The sequence below is a fragment of the Bradyrhizobium nanningense genome, assembly GCF_004114535.1.
In the GTDB taxonomy this organism is placed as follows: Bacteria; Pseudomonadota; Alphaproteobacteria; order Rhizobiales; family Xanthobacteraceae; genus Bradyrhizobium; species Bradyrhizobium nanningense.
Genome location: NZ_LBJC01000074.1, coordinates 23,343 through 40,399, shown reverse-complemented (window position 1 = coordinate 40,399; position 17,057 = coordinate 23,343). Strand labels below are relative to the sequence as shown.

The following is a 17,057-nucleotide window of genomic DNA, read 5'->3' as shown; positions in this document are numbered from 1 at the left end:
GCATTCCTTTCGGCAAGCAGGGTCCGTGGCGAGGTGGCGCGAGCAAGGCCCAATCAGCCGTCGCGATCAGCGCCGGCGCTGCAGCCGGTCGCCGTGACGCTCCACGCATTTCCCATCTTGTCATCTACCCTGAATAGTTGTTCAGTCCTTGCGGGGCGATTTGCATCTTTGACGTGACGAAGCGTTCGGCCGCAGGGCGTGCGGCTGGCGTGTGGGACAGGAAGCGCGCCATGGTTTATCGGCGGACGCATCAAGTGGTGAAGCGCCTTGCGGCGCGGCGAAGCGCAATTCTGGCGGCGGCGCGGGAGACTGCGGCGGAAGGCGGGATGGCGGCGGTGCAGATCGCGCCGGTCGCGGTCCGGGCCAATGTCGCGGCCGGCACGGTCTACCGTTACTTCCCCTCCAAGGCCGAGCTGATCTCTGAACTCATTGCCGAGGTCTCCCGGGACGAGCTCGCGGCAATCCGGCGGGCGGCCGATGCCGCGCCGGGGCCGTCCTCGGCATTGGCCGCGGCCGTGACAACCGTGGCGGTCCATACCCTGTCGCAGCGCAGGCTCGCCTGGGGCATCCTGGCCGAGCCCGTCGATGTCGACGTCAGTGCCTCGCGCCTGGCCAGCCGGCGCGAGATCGCGGGCGAGATTGCTGGGCGGATCGACGCTGCGGTGCGGGCCGGTCACCTGCCGGCGCAGGACACCGCGCTCGCCGCCACCGCCTTGCTTGGCGCGCTGCATGAGGCCCTGGTCGGGCCGCTGGCGCCCGACAATCTCGATGATCCCGTCAAGATGCGCGATGCGGTGCAGACCGTGACGCTGCTGGCCCTGCGCGCGGTCGGCGTCATGGACGCCCGCGCCAGGGGTCTGGTGGTGCAGCAGACGCTGCTGCCGACGACGAAGACGCTGGTTGGCGCGTAAAATCGGCCGCGCGATCGAGGCGGCGGCCTGATCGCGCTCAGGTCGTTGACGCAACGAGCCTTTTTGCAAAACCCCAGCAAGCTCGCCGGAAGCTCCGGCTACTTTGCATGGGGTTGTTTTTCGATATTTGCGTTGACCGGGTCGTGGCGACCTACATATTCGCGTCGCCTTCGGGGCCGACCGAGGCGATGCGCACCATGTTGGTGGTGCCGGGGATGCCGAGCGGGACGCCGGCGACGATGATCACGCGCTGGCCGGCGCGGACGAAGCCGTCCCGGAACGCGATCTGGCCGGCGCGGCCGACCATGTCGTCCTGGTCGCGCGCGTCCTCGGCCACCACGCAGTGCACGCCCCAGACCACAGCGAGCCGGCGTCCGGCGGTGATGTTCGGGGTGATCGCCACGATCGGCGGCTTCGGCCGCTCGCGCGCCACGCGCACCGCGGTCGAGCCCGATGAGGTCCAGCAGATCAAGGCGGGCAGGTCGAGCGTCTCGGCGATCTGCCGCGCGGCATCCGCGATGGCATCGCCCGCGGTGGACTCCGGCGCCGGGCGCTGGGCCATGATCACCGAGCGGTAGGTCGGGTCGCGTTCGACCTCCTCGCCGATGCGGTTCATGGTCGAGACCGCTTCGACCGGGAATTTTCCGGCCGCCGATTCCGCCGACAGCATGATGGCGTCGGCGCCCTCGTAGACCGCGGTTGCGACGTCCGAGACCTCGGCGCGGGTCGGGACCGGTGACTGGATCATCGATTCCAGCATCTGGGTCGCGATCACCACCGGCTTGCCGGCGCGGCGCGCCATGCGCGTCATCTGCTTCTGCAGGCTCGGCACGCGCTCGAGCGGCAGCTCGACACCGAGGTCGCCGCGCGCCACCATCAGCGCATCTGAGGCCTCGATGATGTCGGCGAGGCGGTCGATCGCCTGCGGCTTCTCGATCTTGGCCATGACCGCGGCACGGCCGCGGATCATCTTCTTGGCTTCGAGCACGTCGTCGGCGCGCTGCACGAAGGACAGCGCGATCCAGTCGATGCCGGTGACGAGGGCCGCCTCGAGGTCGGCGCGGTCCTTCGGCGTCATGGCGGAGACCGGCAGGTCGGTGTCGGGCAGGCTGACGCCCTTGCGGTCGCTCATCTTGCCGCCGACCACGACACGCGTCACCGCGTGCTCCTTCGAGGTCTCTTCTGCGATCAGCCGCACCTTGCCGTCGTCGAGCAGCAGCGCGTGGCCCGGCCTGAGTGCGGCCAGGATCTCCGGATGCGGCAGGTGGACGCGCGTGGCATCGCCGGGCGCCTTGTTGGAATCGAGCGTGAAGGTCTGGCCGTTCTGGAGCTGCACCGAGCCTTCGGCGAAGGCACCTAGCCTGAGCTTCGGGCCCTGGAGGTCGACCAGGATGCCGATCGGCCGGCCATAGCTCGACTCGACGTTGCGGATCGTCGCCACCAGCTCGCGCATCTTGTCATGCGGGGTGTGGCTCATGTTGATGCGAAACAGGTCTGCGCCGGCCTCGAACAGGCGGCGAATCATCGCGAGATCTGAAGAGGCCGGTCCCAGGGTCGCGAGAATCTTGATACGGCGAAGACGCCTCATGGCTTATTTCCAGACGGGGGCGGGGCGGCACCTGGCGGGAGGCCGGGTGCGGCGGGGGGCGTACCACCGGGCGGGCTATTGGGCAAACCCGGAACCCCGCCCGGGCCAACCGGACCGGGTAGACCAGGTACGCGTTGCTGCGCCGGCTGTTCGTTGGCGTCGGTCAGCTGCACCGTCCACGCCCGCTGCTCACCGGTGTCGACCTCGAAATAGCCGGTCCGGTCGTAGCCGCGCGCGAGGCAATCCTCGGTGCCGCGGATGGTGAACTCCTTGTCGCGCGAGCACATGAAGGCCTGCCCCGACCACTCGCCGCCGCGATCATAGTCGATCGCGTAGATGTAATAGTAACGGGCGACCAGCGTTCCCCGCAGCAGGGTCTCGCAGGAGCGGGAGGAGATGTTCCACCAGCCCTCGGTGGTCCAGCCCTCGGCGTCCTTGTAGCCGAGCGCAATGCCGACCCGGCTCGAGGTGTTGTTGCAGAGGCGGAAATCCGCGGAGGCCGGGCTGGCGCAAAGGCACAGCCAGGCGATCACCAGCACCGGGACCAACCGGGCGAGCAGACGAAGCGGGGGGAGGGGAGATTCGGCAATCATTGTCGCGGTAGCTATACCAGATCATTGACGATTTGGCGTAGGGCCGGGGAACCGCCCCAAGAGAGCGCAATTCCGTCGTCGGGCCGGTTTGCGCCGGGATATGGCAAAATCTGTGACAGGGCCCACCTGATCCCGTAAGGGTGACCTCCATCGGGTCGGGCCCAAGGGATGAATACAGCTATGGCAATCGACGACAAAACCAGAACGGAGCTCGAGGCGGCCGCTTTCCGGCGCCTGGTCGATCATCTGAAGACGCGGACGGATGTCCAAAACATCGACCTGATGAATCTGGCGGGCTTCTGCCGCAACTGCCTGTCCAACTGGCTCAAGGAAGCCGCCGACGCTCAAGGTGTCGCCATGAGCAAGGATGAGAGCCGGGAGGCCGTCTACGGCATGCCCTATGAGACCTGGAAAGCGAAATACCAGGGCTCGGCCACGCCCGAGCAGCTCGAGACCATGAAGAAGGTCCATCCCCACGGCCACGGGCACTGAGTTCGCGCAAGCCTTGAGTCGCATCACACAACAGCTTTCTTCGCTCTGCCGCAGGAAGGTGTGGGCGCGCTGTGGACGAGCACGATGGTGCCTTGAACGCAATCGGCACCAACCCTAAGGGTTCTAGCCAGCACGCGCGGTGAGGATGCCGGCGTCACCTCGTTTTGCCAGTTTCATTGGGAGTACCTAGATGGCCACCTCCGCCGCCGTCCGCGACGACGAGCCCGCGACGAAATTTGCCAAGGACCAGCTCAAATCCATCATCGAGCGCATTGAGCGGCTGGAGGAAGAGAAGAAGGCGATCTCCGACGACATCCGCGACGTCTATGCCGAGAGCAAGGGCAACGGCTACGACGTCAAGGCGCTGCGCACCATCGTGCGCCTGCGCAAGCAGGACCCGAACGAGCGCGCCGAGGCCGAGACGATTCTCGAGACCTACATGCAGGCGCTGGGGATGATCTGAGGCGTCCCGCCCGGGTGGCGTTGCAGCGCATTGGACTTGGGCGAGATCTTTTCATCTGCTAGACTGCTCGGTGAAGGGACCGAGCGATGGATGTGCCGGGACCAGAGCGAAGGCTCGCCGCGGTCCTCGCTGCCGATATGGTCGGCTTTAGCCGACTTATGGAGGTCGACGAGGCGGGTACCCTTGCGCGCCTCAAGACCCATCGGGTCGAGCTGATCGATCCCGCCATTGGTAAGAATCGCGGCGTCATCATCAAGACGACCGGCGATGGCATGCTCGCCGAGTTTCACAGCGTCGTCGACGCCGTGCTATGTGCCACCGAGGTTCAGCGCCGTATGGCGCGGCGCAATGCCGACGTCCCGCCAGCGCGATGGATACAATTCCGTATTGGGATCAATCTTGGCGACGTCATCGTCGATCAGGATGACATTTTTGGTGACGGGGTGAACGTCGCGGCGCGGCTGGAGGCGCTCGCCGAGCCTGGAGGAATCTGCGTTTCAGGCGCGGTGCGCGACCAGCTGGGCGAACGATTGGACGGAGTCCAATTCGACGATCTCGGCGAGCAGACTGTCAAGAACATCGCTCGTTCGATCCGTGTCTTCCGCGTCCGGCTGTCGGAGGGGCTTGCAAGCCTGCCCCAAGCGACAACGGCTGTTGCGCCGACCGTTGGCTCGAAGAAGCCATCCATCGCAGTGTTGCCGTTCGCCAACATGAGCGGCGATCCGGAACAGGAATTCTTCGCGGACGGTCTCACGGAAGACATCATCACCGAGCTCTCGCGCTTCCACGACTTGCTCGTGATCTCCCGAAACTCAACCTTCGTCTACAAGGGCAAGGCCGTAAAGGTCCAGGACATCGGCCGGGAGTTCGGCGTCGACTACGTCATCGAGGGTAGCGTGCGGAAAGCCGGGGGGCGCGTTCGCGTCACCGTGCAATTGATCGATGCCGAAACTGATCGCCATATCTGGGCCGAACGTTACGATCGCGAGCTCCAGGATATCTTCGCGATCCAGGATGAGATGACCCGCGCAATCGTCGCGACGTTGCCAGGCCGCGTGGAAGCGGCAGCACATGACCGCACCAAGCGCAAGCCGACCGAGAACATGCGGGCCTACGAATGCGTGCTGGCTGCAAAGCTGCTGCATCATCGTTCGACCCGCGAGGACAATGCTCAGGCGCAGATCCTGCTCCAACGGGCACTGGCGATGGATCCGAACTACGCCCACGCTCACGCCTGGAAGGCATGTGTGCTCGGCCAGTGCTGGATCTATGGCTGGTGTGCCGACCGTGACGCAACCTTTGAGCAGGTGGCTTCCGAACTCGAGATCGCGCTGGCACTCGACGACAATGATGCGGATGTGCACCGGATCCTTGCCGCGCTCAATCTGACGCGCCACGACTATGAAAAAGCCACCTATCATCAGGAGCGTGCGCTAGCTCTCAACCCGAACTATGACCTTATCGTCGTGCAGCAGGGAGAGCTCCTGACCTGGCTTGGCCTACCGGAGGAGGGCATCGACTGGATCAGGAAAGCGATGCGCCTCAATCCTCATCATCCCGAGCGGTTCTGGAGCCATCTTGGTCGTGCGTATTATTGCGCGGAAAGATACGCCGAGGCTGCCGAGGCGTTTTCAAGGATCACGCGACCCGATCACACCCATCATGCGTTCCTGGCAGCCATATTCGCGCAAATGAACAATGCCGTCGCGGCTGGCGCTCACGCCGCTGAGGTTCTCAAGCGCGAACCTGGATTCTCTGTGGCCGCGTACCTTGCAACCTTGCATTACAAGCGCGCGATCGATCGCGAGCGTCACGAAGCCGGGCTCGTCAAGGCTGGTCTGCCGGCATGATCGATGCGTGGAGAAAACAACAGGCAGGAGAGCTTTGCCGGGTCCAAGCGCTCAGCGCAGCGCGGCAGTCCGCACGACGAACGACGTCGTCTGGAGTTTTGCGGTGGCGCTGCCCGAGAAACTGTCACAGGACAGGCCCTGCATCGGGTCGTCGACAAAACCCATCGCGATCACGGCTTTCGGCTTGACGAAATAGCCGCGCAGCGCCGCCGTATCGAGCTCGCCCATCAGCGTGACCGACATCGCACGGCTGGCGCTCGGCGACAGCATCACGATCTTGAGCCAAACGCTCTCGCCCTTGGCGGCGGAGAGGCGGGTCGCGGTGGCGATCATGCCGTCGGTGCTCTTGCCGACCACCGAGTTGATCTCGGTCGCCTGAGCGAGGCTGCGCGATGCGGGGCGGGCAGAACGGGGGATCGGCGCGGAGGCGGCGACGACATTGGCGCGGTCAACCGGCGAGGCGGCCGGCGCGAAGGCCAGCGCCTGAAGAGCCGAGTTCGACACGCTCGCGGTGGCCTGCGGATCGGTGGCGGCGGCAAGGGCCTGGCGGGCCTTCAATGCGGCCACTTGGGCCGGCGTCGCCTGCTGCGGCGCGGCCGGGATGTCATCCCAGAAGCCGCGGGCATTGATGATGTCGGCCGGGGTCTCCGGCTTGCCGTCAACCGATTTGCCCGCCGCGGGCTTGTCTGCCACCGGCGCGGGCTTCGGCTTGGGCGGCGCAACCAGCTGCGCATCGGCTGAGGCGAGCTGGATCGCAGCGGCGATCTGCGGCTTGGCGCGGGGCGTCGGCACCAGTTCGGCGGGCTTGGCTGCTGCGGCGACGGTCGGTACCGCCGGCTTCGCGGCCGGGGCGGGCGCGCCCTCGTCGTCCTCGTCGCTGGCGGCCGGAGCTGCAGACTTGCCCTTGAATAGCGCGGCAAAGAAGTTTGGCTTGCTGCCGGCATCGTCGCCGCTGCCGCGTCGCTCGATCTCGGCCTTGGCGAACTCATAACCCTTCAGCGGCACGCCGTCGGTCGGCAGATGGACCGTCTTGCCGTCCGGGAAGACGCGGGCGAGCTGGTCATGCGTCATGCGCGGCCAGTGCCGGATGCTGCCGGTGTCCAGATGCACGAAGGGCGAGCCGGAGGTCGGATAGAAGCCGACGCCGCCGCGCTGCAGGCGCAAGCCGGCGAAGCGGATCTGCTCCAGCGGCACGCTTGGAATGTAGAAGTCCATCGCATGTCCCAGCATGTGCTGGCTGAAGCGCGCCACCCCGGAGGAGCGGCGGCGGAGCATGGCGTTGGTGGCGGGGGAGCGGTAGGAGGAGATGATCTGGATCGGCTGCTTCGCGTCGACGTCGCGGTAGACTTCCCAGAGGATGTCGAACAAGTGACGGTCCATGACCGTCTCGTCCTGGGTGCGCCAGTCGCGCAGGAAATGGTTGAGCTGTTTCAGCGCCGCTTCATCGTAGCGGCCGTCGCGCTTGAAGGTGACGGTGAGGTCTTCGCCGGAATGGGTGTGGTGGAAGGAGAGGGTCTTGGTCTCGTTCAGCGCGGCGGCATTATGAACCGAGCCTGCGCCCGCAAGCAGCGATACGGCAGCGAGGCCGATCCGCGAACCGGCCTTCACTCCCGCATGGGACAACGACAGCACAACGAATTGGCGTGCGAGACCAGTCAGCACGTATGAGCCCACCCAGTCGACGAGCGTTCAAATGGACTCTCCCGCCAACCCCGTTAGCAGCGCGAAGAGGATGAACGCTTTCTTAAAGCGAGAAGGTTAATTCGAGGTTGACCTTCCCGCCCCCAAACCAAGTCAGAATACGATCCTAACCGGTTGAGTGTGGCAAAAAAACGCCCGCTGCCCGGATCCAGGTCGACAATGGTTAACGTTAAACGGCCCCATCCATGGGACGGGGCCGTTGATATCGTTGCAGAACTCGGAAAACAGGGGCCGCGAGAGGCTTAACGCGTGAACACCCGCTGGGACCGGCGGCCGACCGGAGCCGGCGGCGGGGTCGGGGCCCCGCCTCCGAACAGCCGCTCGAAGAAGTTCGGGCCGGACGAGCCGAAGCCGCCGCCATTGTTGGCCACCGCCACGCCTGAGGGCAGGGTCGTTGCCGGGCGCGAATAGCTCGGCTGCGAATGGGCCACGACGGCCTCGAGATCCTTGCCGCGATTGTTCTTCAGGATGTTGATCATGGTCGCGTCGCGGCCATAGACGTCCTTGCGGAATTGCAGTTTGCCGGCATCGTCCACGAACGCGGTCTGATAGGTGATGTTGACCGGGATCGGCGTCGGGAATTTCAGGTCGATCTCGCTCTTGCCATACATGCTGCGCACGCGCTCGGGCGTGTATTTCTCGTTCGGCATGGTGATGTTGAGCAGCACCGAGGCGTACTGATCGGGGTTCTGCACGCGCATGCAGCCATGGCTGAAGGCGCGATCTTCCCTGGCGAACAGGTTCTTGTCCGGCGTGTCATGCTGATAGACCAGGAACTTGTTCGGGAAGTTGAAGCGGATGCGGCCGAGCGCGTTGGCTTCACCGGGCGGCTGCGAGATATGCACCGAGCCGTCGCGGTTCTGCTCGAGCTTGAGGCCCATGCGCTGGAGCACGGTCGGGTCCTGCTGAAGCGCCGGCAGGTACTCGTTGTAGACGATCGACGGCGGCACGTTCCAGGTCGGATTGACCGTAATGTACTTCATCGTCTCGGTCAGCAGCGGGGTCGCATGCGTGCCCGGCTTGCCGGTGACGACGCGGGTGGTCCAGACCTGCTGCCCGCGCTGCATCACCTTCAGCGTATAGTCGGGAATGTTGAGGATCACATAGGCATCGCCCAGCGATGGCGCGCCGAGGTCGCGCGGCAGCCAGCGCCAGCGCTCCATGTTGACCAGCACCACGTCGATCTGCTTGTCGCGCTTCGGGGTGTTGAGCGCCTTGACCGTCTTGTCGTCGAGGATGCCGGTCGCCTTCATCTCGGCGCCGCTCTGGAATTTGCGCACGGCTTCGGCGAGCGCGGCGTCATAGCGGGTGTCGCTGGCGTTCTCGGCGAGGCCGAGCTTGGCGCGCAGCTGCGGCACGCGCGGATCTTCCACGACGATCTCAGCCTGCTTCTTGCCGGCCGGGGTGTATTTCAGCGCCGGACCGTCGGCGATCTCGATCACCGGGCCGTTGCCCTGACCGCGAAGCTCCGCGAGCTTGGCCTTCAGCTCCTTGTAGAGCTTTTGCGGCGGGTTGTAGCTGTCGAGCGCGGTGGAGGCGTCAGTTGCGCTCGTGACCTTGGCGAGCACCTCGTTCGGATCGACCGGGTGCTCGGGATAGAGGATGTCGGCGCTGACCTGCGACCAATGCATGCGGCCGCTCTGGGCATGGCGCGCATAGTCGAACATGCTGGCGGTGAGCTTGAGCTCGGCATCGGCCAGCGCATCGGGCGTGGTGGCGCCGGCGAAATCCGGCACTGGATAGTCAGCGGGATTGAGGCCGTCGGAAGCGGCGTCCTTCAGCCGCGCGATCACGCCCTTGGCCGCAGCGGTCAGGCTACCGCCTTGCGTCCAAACCGGCGCGAAGTCGCGTGCGCCATAAAACTTCTCGATCGCCGCGCGCTCGTTCTTGCGGTCGAAATGGCGGGACGTCTTGGCGCCGATAATGTCCTTGAGCTTGTCGGCGACTGGCTGGTCGGCGGCGGGAACGTTGCTCGCAGCCTTCACCGGCTCGGCGGCCGGAGCCGCAGCGGGTGCCGCGGGCGCAGCCGGCGTTGCCGTCGCTGTGTCGGCCTTGGCCGGCTCGGTTTTCTCTGGCTCAGTTTTGGCGGTCTCGCTCTTCGGCGCCTCGGTGGCGGGTGTCGTGGCGACGTCGGAAGGCTTGGCCTCGACCTTGTCCGGGGTGGGGGCGACGTCAGCCTTCACAGGCTCCTTTGCCGGCTCCTTGGCGGAGTCCTGAACGGTGGCGGTGGTGTCGAGCTTGATGTCGGCTGCTGTCGGGGGCGGGACGTTGGCCGGCTCGGGGCGCGGGATCGCAGCTTCGATCGCGAGCTCGGCAGCGCTGCTGCGCGCCTGATCCTGCGCCAGAGCTGAGCTGGCCGACACCGTGAGGAAGGTTGCCGCGACCGTCATCAAGACACGGTCGAAACCCGCACGGTGGTTCAAACAGTCACGCATTGTGTCGCACCCCTCGGGTGAACTGTCCCCCATGGAACAGCTTCGTTATCGCCAATTGAGCTTCGGCTAAATCGCGCCGGCCTCTCGAAAGTTGCACGCCTGCACGCAACGATTCCTACGCAGACGATATACAGGCCCCGGTTTTGCAGCCAGCGCCAACCGGAACAATTCACGCCAAACTGACTTCAAGGGAGCCTGTTGGCAACGGATTGTGCGCTGGCCCCACGCGCTTTTCCCTATGTCTGTCACTTCCAAGTCACGGTTCAAGACGCAACCAAATTCTGTCGTCATGCGAACGGCTTACAGCCGGTCTTGCATCGCCCCGCGAACCTCCGTTCGCATCAAGCTCAGTGCGTCTCCTCGCCGCTTTTCCCGCCATGTCCGGGAACCCCGGCCTCGTCGAGTTTGCGGTAGAGCGTGGACCGGCCGATTTTGAGGCGGCGGGCCACCTCGGACATCTGGCCGCGATAATGCGAGATCGCGAATCGGATGATCTCGTTCTCCATGTCCTCGAGTGCGCGGACATCGCCGGTCGGGGTCAGCATGGCGAGAGTTCCAACGGCCGGGAGCGGCGCGATCGGTATTTCGTTACTTGACACGACTGAAGGGGTCGCCGCCGGCTCGAGCATCAGCGGGGCCGTCGGAATCTCCGCGCCGGAGTACTGTTGCGAGGCGAGCAGAGGGAAATCACTGAGGCCGAGCTGGTCGCCCTCGCTCATCACCACTGCACGGTAGACCGCGTTCTCGAGCTGGCGGATGTTGCCGGGCCAGTCGAGCTGGGCGAGATGCGCCATGGCCTCGCCGCTGATGCCGGTGATCTGGCGGTTCTCCTCGGCGGCAAAGCGCGCCAGGAAATGTCGGAGCAGATGCGGGATGTCCTCGCGCCGAGCCCGGAGCGAGGGAATCGTCAGCGGCAGCACGTGCAGGCGGTAGAACAGATCCTCGCGGAAGTGACCCTGTTTCACCCGCTCCAGCAGCCGGCGATTGGTTGCCGAGACGATACGGACGTCGACCTTGACGGGCTTGCGGCCGCCGACCGCCTCGACGGCGCCTTCCTGGAGCGCGCGAAGCAGCTTGACCTGCGCAGTCAGCGGCAGCTCGCTGACCTCATCCAGAAACAGCGTCCCGCCATGGGCCTCGACGAACTTGCCCATGTGCCGTTCGGTGGCGCCGGTGAAAGCACCCTTTTCGTGGCCGAACAGAATGGATTCGACGAGGTTGTCGGGGATCGCACCGCAATTGACGGCGACGAACGGCTTTGCCTTGCGCTCGCCGCTGCCATGGATGGCGCGCGCGAACATCTCCTTGCCGACGCCCGACTCACCTTCGATCAGAACCGGAATCGCGGAGTTCGCTGCCTTCTGGGCGGCGCGCATGACGCCCGCCATCGCCTCGGCGCGCGTGATGATGTCGGAGAAGGTCAGCCGGCCCTCGCGGCTGTGACGGATGCGCTGCAATTCGCCCTTGAGCGCGGAGGCGTTGAGAGCATTGCGCAGTGAGACCTGAAGTCGCTCGAGGCCCACCGGCTTGACCACGAAATCGGCCGCACCTGCGCGCATCGCCGAGATCACGTTGTCGATGCCGCCATGGGCGGTCTGCACGATGACGGGGACGCTGAGGCCCGCTTCGCGCATTTTGGCCAGCACACCCATGCCGTCGAGGCCGGGCATCACGAGATCGAGGATGACACCGTCGATGGCCGGAGCATCGGGAGCGGTGAGGGCGGCGATCGCGGCGTCGCCGGAATCCACGACGACCGTTTCATAGCCGCATTTCTGCACCATGTTCTCGACCAGCCGGCGGGCTACGGCGTCGTCGTCGGCGATCAAAATACTGGCAGCCATGGTGTTCCCCGCACGCTACTACTATCTGTCTCGAATCGGGGCACTCTGGCCGAAGCCGATTAACGCACTCTTAAACCTTGATGCCCCAGCCCGCCGCCGCGATTGTTGAACACAGGTTTCCCACACAATGAATTCGCGCTCCAAGTCTGCTCTGAACAAGCCTGCTCTCAAGAAGTCTGCCCTCAAGAAGCCCGCTCTCCGCAAGCCTGCCGCCAAGACATCCGCCGTCAAGACATCTGCCGTCAAGAAATCCGCAGCCAAGACAAAGCCCTCCAAGACCTCACTCGCAAAGCCCGCGAGCAAGACCGGTAAGCTTCCGGAGTGGAACCTCACCGATCTCTATTCCGGGATCGATGCGCCGCAGGTGGCGCGCGATCTCGAAAAGATGGATGCCGACTGCGTCGCGTTCGAGACAGACTACAAGGGCAAGCTGGCAACAGGGACAGCAAACGAAGATGGCGGAAAATGGCTCGCGGAGGCGGTGCGACGCTATGAGGCGATCGACGATCTCGCCGGCCGCCTCGGCTCCTATGCCGGGCTTGTCCACGCCGGCGACAGCGTGGACCCTGCGATTTCAAAGTTTTACGGCGATGTCTCGGAGCGATTGACGGCCGCGTCGACGCATCTTCTGTTCTTTGCGCTCGAGCTCAATCGCGTCGATGACGATATTTTGAACCGTGCGATGCAAGCCCCCGAGCTCGCGTACTACCGCCCGTGGATCGAGGATCTGCGCAAGGAGAAGCCGTATCAGCTCGACGACAAGCTCGAGCAGCTTTTCCTGGAGAAAGCGCAGACCGGCTATTCCGCCTTCAACCGGCTGTTCGACCAGACCATCTCCGGCCTGCGTTTCAAGGTCGGGTCCAAGGAGCTGGCGATCGAGCCGACGCTCAACCTGCTGCAGGACCGCGATGGCTCAAAGCGCAAGAGCGCGGCCGAGGCGCTGGCAAAAACCTTCAAGGCCAATGAGCGCACCTTTGCGCTGATCACCAACACGCTCGCCAAGGACAAGGACATCTCCGACCGCTGGCGCGGCTTCCAGGATGTCGCGGATTCCCGGCACCTCAACAACCGGGTCGAGCGCGAGGTGGTGGATGCGCTGGTGGCCTCCGTGCGCGCGGCCTATCCAAAATTGTCGCATCGCTATTATGCGCTGAAGGCGAAGTGGTTCGGCAAGAAGCGGCTGGCCTATTGGGACCGCAACGCGCCGCTGCCGTTTGCCGCGACCGACGTCATCGGCTGGCCGGAAGCGCGAAGCATGGTGCTGACGGCCTATCGCGGCTTCTCGCCAAAAATGGCCGACATCGCCGAGCGCTTCTTCACCGATCGCTGGATCGACGCGCCGGTGCGGCCGGGCAAGGCGCCGGGTGCGTTCTCGCATCCGACCACGCCGTCCGCGCACCCCTATGTGCTCATGAACTATCAGGGCAAGCCGCGCGACGTGATGACGCTCGCCCACGAGCTCGGCCATGGCGTGCATCAGGTGTTGGCGGCGAAGAACGGCGCGCTGATGGCGCCGACGCCGCTGACGCTGGCGGAGACCGCAAGCGTGTTCGGCGAGATGCTGACCTTCCGGCGGCTGCTGGCGCAGACCAAGAGCGCCAAGCAGCGCCAGGCGCTGCTGGCCGGCAAGGTCGAGGACATGATCAACACCGTGGTGCGGCAGATCGCGTTCTATTCCTTCGAACGTGCAGTCCACACCGAACGCAAGAATGGCGAGCTCACCGCGACGCGGCTCGGCGAGATCTGGCTGTCGGTGCAGGGCGAGAGCCTCGGGTCGGCGATCGAGATCAAAGCGGGCTACGAGAACTACTGGATGTACATCCCGCACTTCATCCACTCGCCGTTCTATGTTTACGCCTATGCCTTCGGCGATTGCCTCGTGAACTCGCTTTATGCCGTCTACGAGAACGCGGCCGAGGGTTTTGCCGAGCGCTATCTCGACATGCTCGCGGCCGGCGGCACCAAGCATTATTCCGAGCTGCTGCGACCGTTCGGGCTCGATGCCAAGGATCCCAAATTCTGGGACGGCGGCCTGTCGGTCATCGCCGGGATGATCGACGAGCTGGAGGCGATGGGCTGACAGGGCTAGGTGCATTTCGGTGCCGCAGCGCACAAGCCCGGCCCGCTGACCTGCCTGCCAAGTTGTATGGAACCTGCCCTGAACATTTGAACGTTTGCACGCCGGGGCAGACTAATCGTTGGAGGAGCATTCCGGCTCGAAATACATCTGTGATTGTTGTTCATCGTCGTGGGGATGCTCGGCCAGGGAGGCGAACATGGCCAGGACCGGTGCTCGGGACCCAAAGACAGAGCCCCCAAGGGCGGTCGAACAACAGCAGTCGTGGGGGTGTCAGCACCGGAAGATCGTGAAGCGCGAGCTCGCAGCCATCAACAACCGGCGGCGCGCCGAAGGCATTGAACCTGTCTCCTATCCCGGCGACGAAAAGGCCGTCGAGACGGTTGGCCTTGCCTTCTCGGGCGGTGGAATTCGATCTTCCGCAGTCTGCCTCGGCGTCTTGCAGGCCCTCAATCACCACGGACTCGTCAAGCACATCGACTATCTCTCGACCGTCTCGGGCGGCGGGTACACCGGCTGCTCGTTCACCGCGAGCATGGCACGCGCGCAAAATTTCGTCTTCGGAAGCGGGCCGTCACCCGGAGCCCAGAACGCCAACGAGATCAGCGATACGCCTGCCGTCGGCCATATTCGAAACTACTCGAACTACCTCGTTCCGGCCGGCGCACGCGACTTGCTCACCGGCGTTGCAATCGTCGTGCGCGGGCTCGTCGCCAATCTGAGCCTGACTTTGCCCGTCGTGCTGCTCGTTGCTGTGATCACGATCCTGTCCAACGCCGCACGCTCATCGCTTTATACGACAAATTTCTTCGGGCTAAGCGTCGACGACAGCCAGAGCCTCGGTCCGCTCTCCAGCCTGGGATTGATGCCCGCCTATTTTCTCGTCGGGCTCGTTGCCGCCTTGCTGCTTTTGTTGGTCGGACGCCTCTTCAAAGCCGGGCGGCGCGAGCTGTTTCGCTACCTTGCTGGTCTTGCGTTTGCGATGGGACTCATCTGCGCGATCGCCAGCTGCCTGAACGTCGATCACTTCGGCCTTTCGCTTGCGGCCGTCCTGCTCGGCCTCGTGCTTTTCTTCGGCTGGGCCGTGCTGCGATCGGTTTCGCCGACCAAGGGGGGTGAATTCCGCGGCTATCCGTCGACTGCCGGCGCGACCTATCTCGTTCTGCTTGCCGCCATCTGCTTCTTCGAATTCCAGCCCTTCATGATCGCTCAGATGTTCGAAGTCGCGGAAGCCAGTACGGCTCAGTCCGGCGCCATCGTTGCGGGCGTTGCAATCAAATGGGTCCAGTCGCTCGCGGCCATCACTGCGCCGGTTGCCGCGGCCGTTACGGTGTTCCGGCAGCAATTCGCCGACCTGCTGAAGGGCGCCGGCGCCTCGGACCTGGGCTCACGCCTGCTCGCCCATGTGGCGAAAGCCGCCGTGCTTGTCGCGGGACTGGCACTCCCGCTGCTGATCTGGGTCGGATATCTCTATCTCTGCTATTGGGGCATCGCGAACGACAAGACCCTCGACGCCGTCTATCGTCAATATCCCATGATCGAGGAATGGGGGCCGGTAGGTGTGCAGCCCGCGCTCCCGTCCGCCAGTCTCGACGTCAAGGGCAATGTTCAATTCGACTCGGCGGCGCGTAAATTCTCCGCCGAGATCAGCAACGGCGAAAAGAAGCCAGCCGTCGCGAAGCCGGTGGGACCGATTACGCATATCCCCGCATGGCTGTTTTCGATTGCCTCACTGCAGTCCCCCGACGCATTCAAGTGGTCGACGTACCAGTTTGGCAACAGCGTCAATTTGCGGATGGCGCTATTCTACTTGCTGTCCGGTTCGATCCTGTTCGGCCTGTCGTGGGTTCTTGGGCCGAACGCCAATTCGCTACACCGGCTCTATCGCGATCGCCTCAGCAAAGCCTTCTTGTTCAACCCGCTCTATTACGCCGATGGCGAGCCGTCGCGGAACGAGCCGAGCCTCGATCAGGGGAGGGACTTTCTTCCACTCGACAACGAGAAGCTGAGCGGTCTGCTTCATGGAATCGTCTACGGGGTGGATCGAGCGGGAGCGATGACGATCACGACATCGAAAAAATGCAGCCTGGCCTCCCCGTATCACATCATCAACGCCGCCCTGAACATCCAGGGATCCGACTTCGCCAACCGGAGGGGACGTAATGCCGACTTCTTCATGTTCTCGCCGCTGCACGTCGGCAGCGAGGCGACCGGTTATGCCAATACACGAGCGCTCGAGAAGGTCGTGCCGGACCTCGATCTGGCAACCGCGATGGCGATCTCGGGAGCCGCTGCCTCCTCGAACATGGGGTCGGGTTCGATCCGCTCGCTGACCCCGACGTTGGCCTTGCTCAACGTGCGCCTGGGATACTGGCTGAAGAATCCGCGCTGGGTCTCGACCAAGGACAAGCCGCAGCACCACTCGATCCCTCTGTTTCTATGGTCCGAAATCTCGGGTCGGCTCTACGAGAATGCTGATGCGGTTTATCTGACTGACGGCGGGCACATCGAGAATCTGGGCGTCTACGAGTTGTTGCGGCGACGCTGCAAGGTGATCATCGCCGTTGACGCTGAGGCTGATGCGCCGATGAATTTTTCGTCGTTGGTGACGCTGCAGCGCTATGCGCGTATCGATCTCGGAATTATCATCGACCTGCCCTGGACGCCCATCCGCAACACCACCCTCGAGTGGATGAAGTGCAATGCAGCCAAAACCTCGAGCTCAGCCCTGCGCTCGGCGGGCGGGCCGCACGTCGCCGTCGGCACCATCGACTACGGCGCGGGGGAAAACGGCTATCTCGTCTACATCAAATCGTCCTTGACCGGAGACGAAAACGACTACATCCGCGACTACGCGCGCCGCAATGACACCTTCCCGCACGAAACCACGGGTGACCAGTTCTTCTCGGAGGAGCAGTTCGAGGTCTATCGTGCGCTTGGCTTTCATATGACGCATGGCTTCCTCGCCGAGGGCGCTGGCGCTGACGCGATCGTGGTCAACGTTCCCGGAGAACGTTGCGCGAAACGAAACTTCAGCGACAGCAAGCTGGAGCCCATCAGGGCAGTCCGCCGCGCGCTCGGCCTGCGCTGATAGGCCTTCGGC

11 protein-coding genes are annotated in these 17,057 nt (G+C 64.2%); 6 read left to right on the top strand and 5 right to left on the bottom strand.

What is annotated here, in order from left to right; translation table 11 throughout:
* Positions 1-230 precede the first annotated feature (230 nt).
* A complete protein-coding gene (locus XH84_RS33715) occupies positions 231-911 on the top strand; it encodes a TetR/AcrR family transcriptional regulator (protein ID WP_128918234.1) in 681 nt (226 codons plus the stop codon).
* A 151-nt stretch (positions 912-1,062) separates the two neighbouring features.
* Here XH84_RS33715 and pyk read toward each other — a convergent pair whose 3' ends face one another.
* Positions 1,063-2,499 carry a pyruvate kinase gene (pyk, locus tag XH84_RS33710; RefSeq protein WP_128918233.1) on the bottom strand — a complete coding sequence of 479 codons (1,437 nt, stop codon included), beginning with the start codon at positions 2,497-2,499 and terminating at the stop codon, positions 1,063-1,065.
* Entirely contained in the window at positions 2,496-3,092 is a 597-nt protein-coding gene (locus XH84_RS33705; RefSeq protein WP_128918232.1) for a DUF1036 domain-containing protein, read from the bottom strand. The genes pyk and XH84_RS33705 overlap by 4 nt, the downstream gene beginning before the upstream one ends.
* 180 nt (positions 3,093-3,272) lie before the next feature.
* Between XH84_RS33705 and XH84_RS33700 the strand changes: the two genes are divergently transcribed.
* The 3 genes from XH84_RS33700 to XH84_RS33690 all read left to right on the top strand — a co-directional run bounded on the left by XH84_RS33700 (position 3,273) and on the right by XH84_RS33690 (position 5,897).
* Positions 3,273-3,584 carry a DUF1244 domain-containing protein gene (locus XH84_RS33700; RefSeq protein ID WP_128918231.1) on the top strand — a complete coding sequence of 104 codons (312 nt, stop codon included), beginning with the start codon at positions 3,273-3,275 and terminating at the stop codon, positions 3,582-3,584.
* Positions 3,585-3,774: 190 nt separating this feature from the next.
* Positions 3,775-4,047, top strand: coding sequence for a DUF2312 domain-containing protein (locus tag XH84_RS33695; protein WP_008546273.1), 273 nt, complete (start codon positions 3,775-3,777; stop codon positions 4,045-4,047).
* Between the two features lie 86 nt (positions 4,048-4,133).
* On the top strand, positions 4,134-5,897 hold the full coding sequence (locus XH84_RS33690; protein ID WP_128918230.1) for an adenylate/guanylate cyclase domain-containing protein: 1,764 nt from the start codon (positions 4,134-4,136) through the stop codon (positions 5,895-5,897).
* Positions 5,898-5,948: 51 nt separating this feature from the next.
* On the opposite strand, the gene XH84_RS33685 is transcribed toward XH84_RS33690, so the two are convergent.
* The 3 genes from XH84_RS33685 to XH84_RS33675 all read right to left on the bottom strand — a co-directional run bounded on the left by XH84_RS33685 (position 5,949) and on the right by XH84_RS33675 (position 11,877).
* Entirely contained in the window at positions 5,949-7,559 is a 1,611-nt protein-coding gene (locus XH84_RS33685; protein WP_245471952.1) for a peptidoglycan L,D-endopeptidase MepK, read from the bottom strand.
* Between the two features lie 281 nt (positions 7,560-7,840).
* Positions 7,841-10,033 (bottom strand): L,D-transpeptidase family protein, encoded by a 2,193-nt coding sequence (locus XH84_RS33680; protein ID WP_128918228.1) that lies wholly within the window; start codon positions 10,031-10,033, stop codon positions 7,841-7,843.
* A 347-nt stretch (positions 10,034-10,380) separates the two neighbouring features.
* Positions 10,381-11,877, bottom strand: a complete 1,497-nt coding sequence (locus tag XH84_RS33675) for a sigma-54-dependent transcriptional regulator (protein ID WP_128918227.1) — start codon at positions 11,875-11,877, stop codon at positions 10,381-10,383.
* Between the two features lie 127 nt (positions 11,878-12,004).
* On the opposite strand from XH84_RS33675, the gene XH84_RS33670 reads away from it, so the two are divergent.
* Both XH84_RS33670 and XH84_RS33665 read left to right on the top strand, forming a co-directional pair.
* Positions 12,005-13,957 (top strand): M3 family oligoendopeptidase, encoded by a 1,953-nt coding sequence (locus XH84_RS33670; protein WP_128918226.1) that lies wholly within the window; start codon positions 12,005-12,007, stop codon positions 13,955-13,957.
* 196 nt (positions 13,958-14,153) lie between these two features.
* The gene (locus XH84_RS33665) at positions 14,154-17,045 is read left to right on the top strand and encodes a patatin-like phospholipase domain-containing protein (protein WP_128918225.1); all 2,892 of its coding nucleotides are present in this window, start codon (positions 14,154-14,156) and stop codon (positions 17,043-17,045) included.
* Positions 17,046-17,057 lie beyond the last annotated feature (12 nt).

What these genes read in the sequence shown, in the direction of transcription:
- XH84_RS33665 (WP_128918225.1), top strand. Translation starts at nt 14,154, where the DNA reads ATGGCCAGGACCGGTGCTCGGGACCCAAAGACAGAGCCCCCAAGGGCG.
- XH84_RS33705 (WP_128918232.1), bottom strand. Translation starts at nt 3,092, where the DNA reads ATGATTGCCGAATCTCCCCTCCCCCCGCTTCGTCTGCTCGCCCGGTTG.
- XH84_RS33695 (WP_008546273.1), top strand. Translation starts at nt 3,775, where the DNA reads ATGGCCACCTCCGCCGCCGTCCGCGACGACGAGCCCGCGACGAAATTT.
- XH84_RS33670 (WP_128918226.1), top strand. Translation starts at nt 12,005, where the DNA reads ATGAATTCGCGCTCCAAGTCTGCTCTGAACAAGCCTGCTCTCAAGAAG.
- pyk (WP_128918233.1), bottom strand. Translation starts at nt 2,499, where the DNA reads ATGAGGCGTCTTCGCCGTATCAAGATTCTCGCGACCCTGGGACCGGCC.
- XH84_RS33690 (WP_128918230.1), top strand. Translation starts at nt 4,134, where the DNA reads ATGGATGTGCCGGGACCAGAGCGAAGGCTCGCCGCGGTCCTCGCTGCC.
- XH84_RS33675 (WP_128918227.1), bottom strand. Translation starts at nt 11,877, where the DNA reads ATGGCTGCCAGTATTTTGATCGCCGACGACGACGCCGTAGCCCGCCGG.
- XH84_RS33715 (WP_128918234.1), top strand. Translation starts at nt 231, where the DNA reads ATGGTTTATCGGCGGACGCATCAAGTGGTGAAGCGCCTTGCGGCGCGG.
- XH84_RS33700 (WP_128918231.1), top strand. Translation starts at nt 3,273, where the DNA reads ATGGCAATCGACGACAAAACCAGAACGGAGCTCGAGGCGGCCGCTTTC.
- XH84_RS33680 (WP_128918228.1), bottom strand. Translation starts at nt 10,033, where the DNA reads ATGCGTGACTGTTTGAACCACCGTGCGGGTTTCGACCGTGTCTTGATG.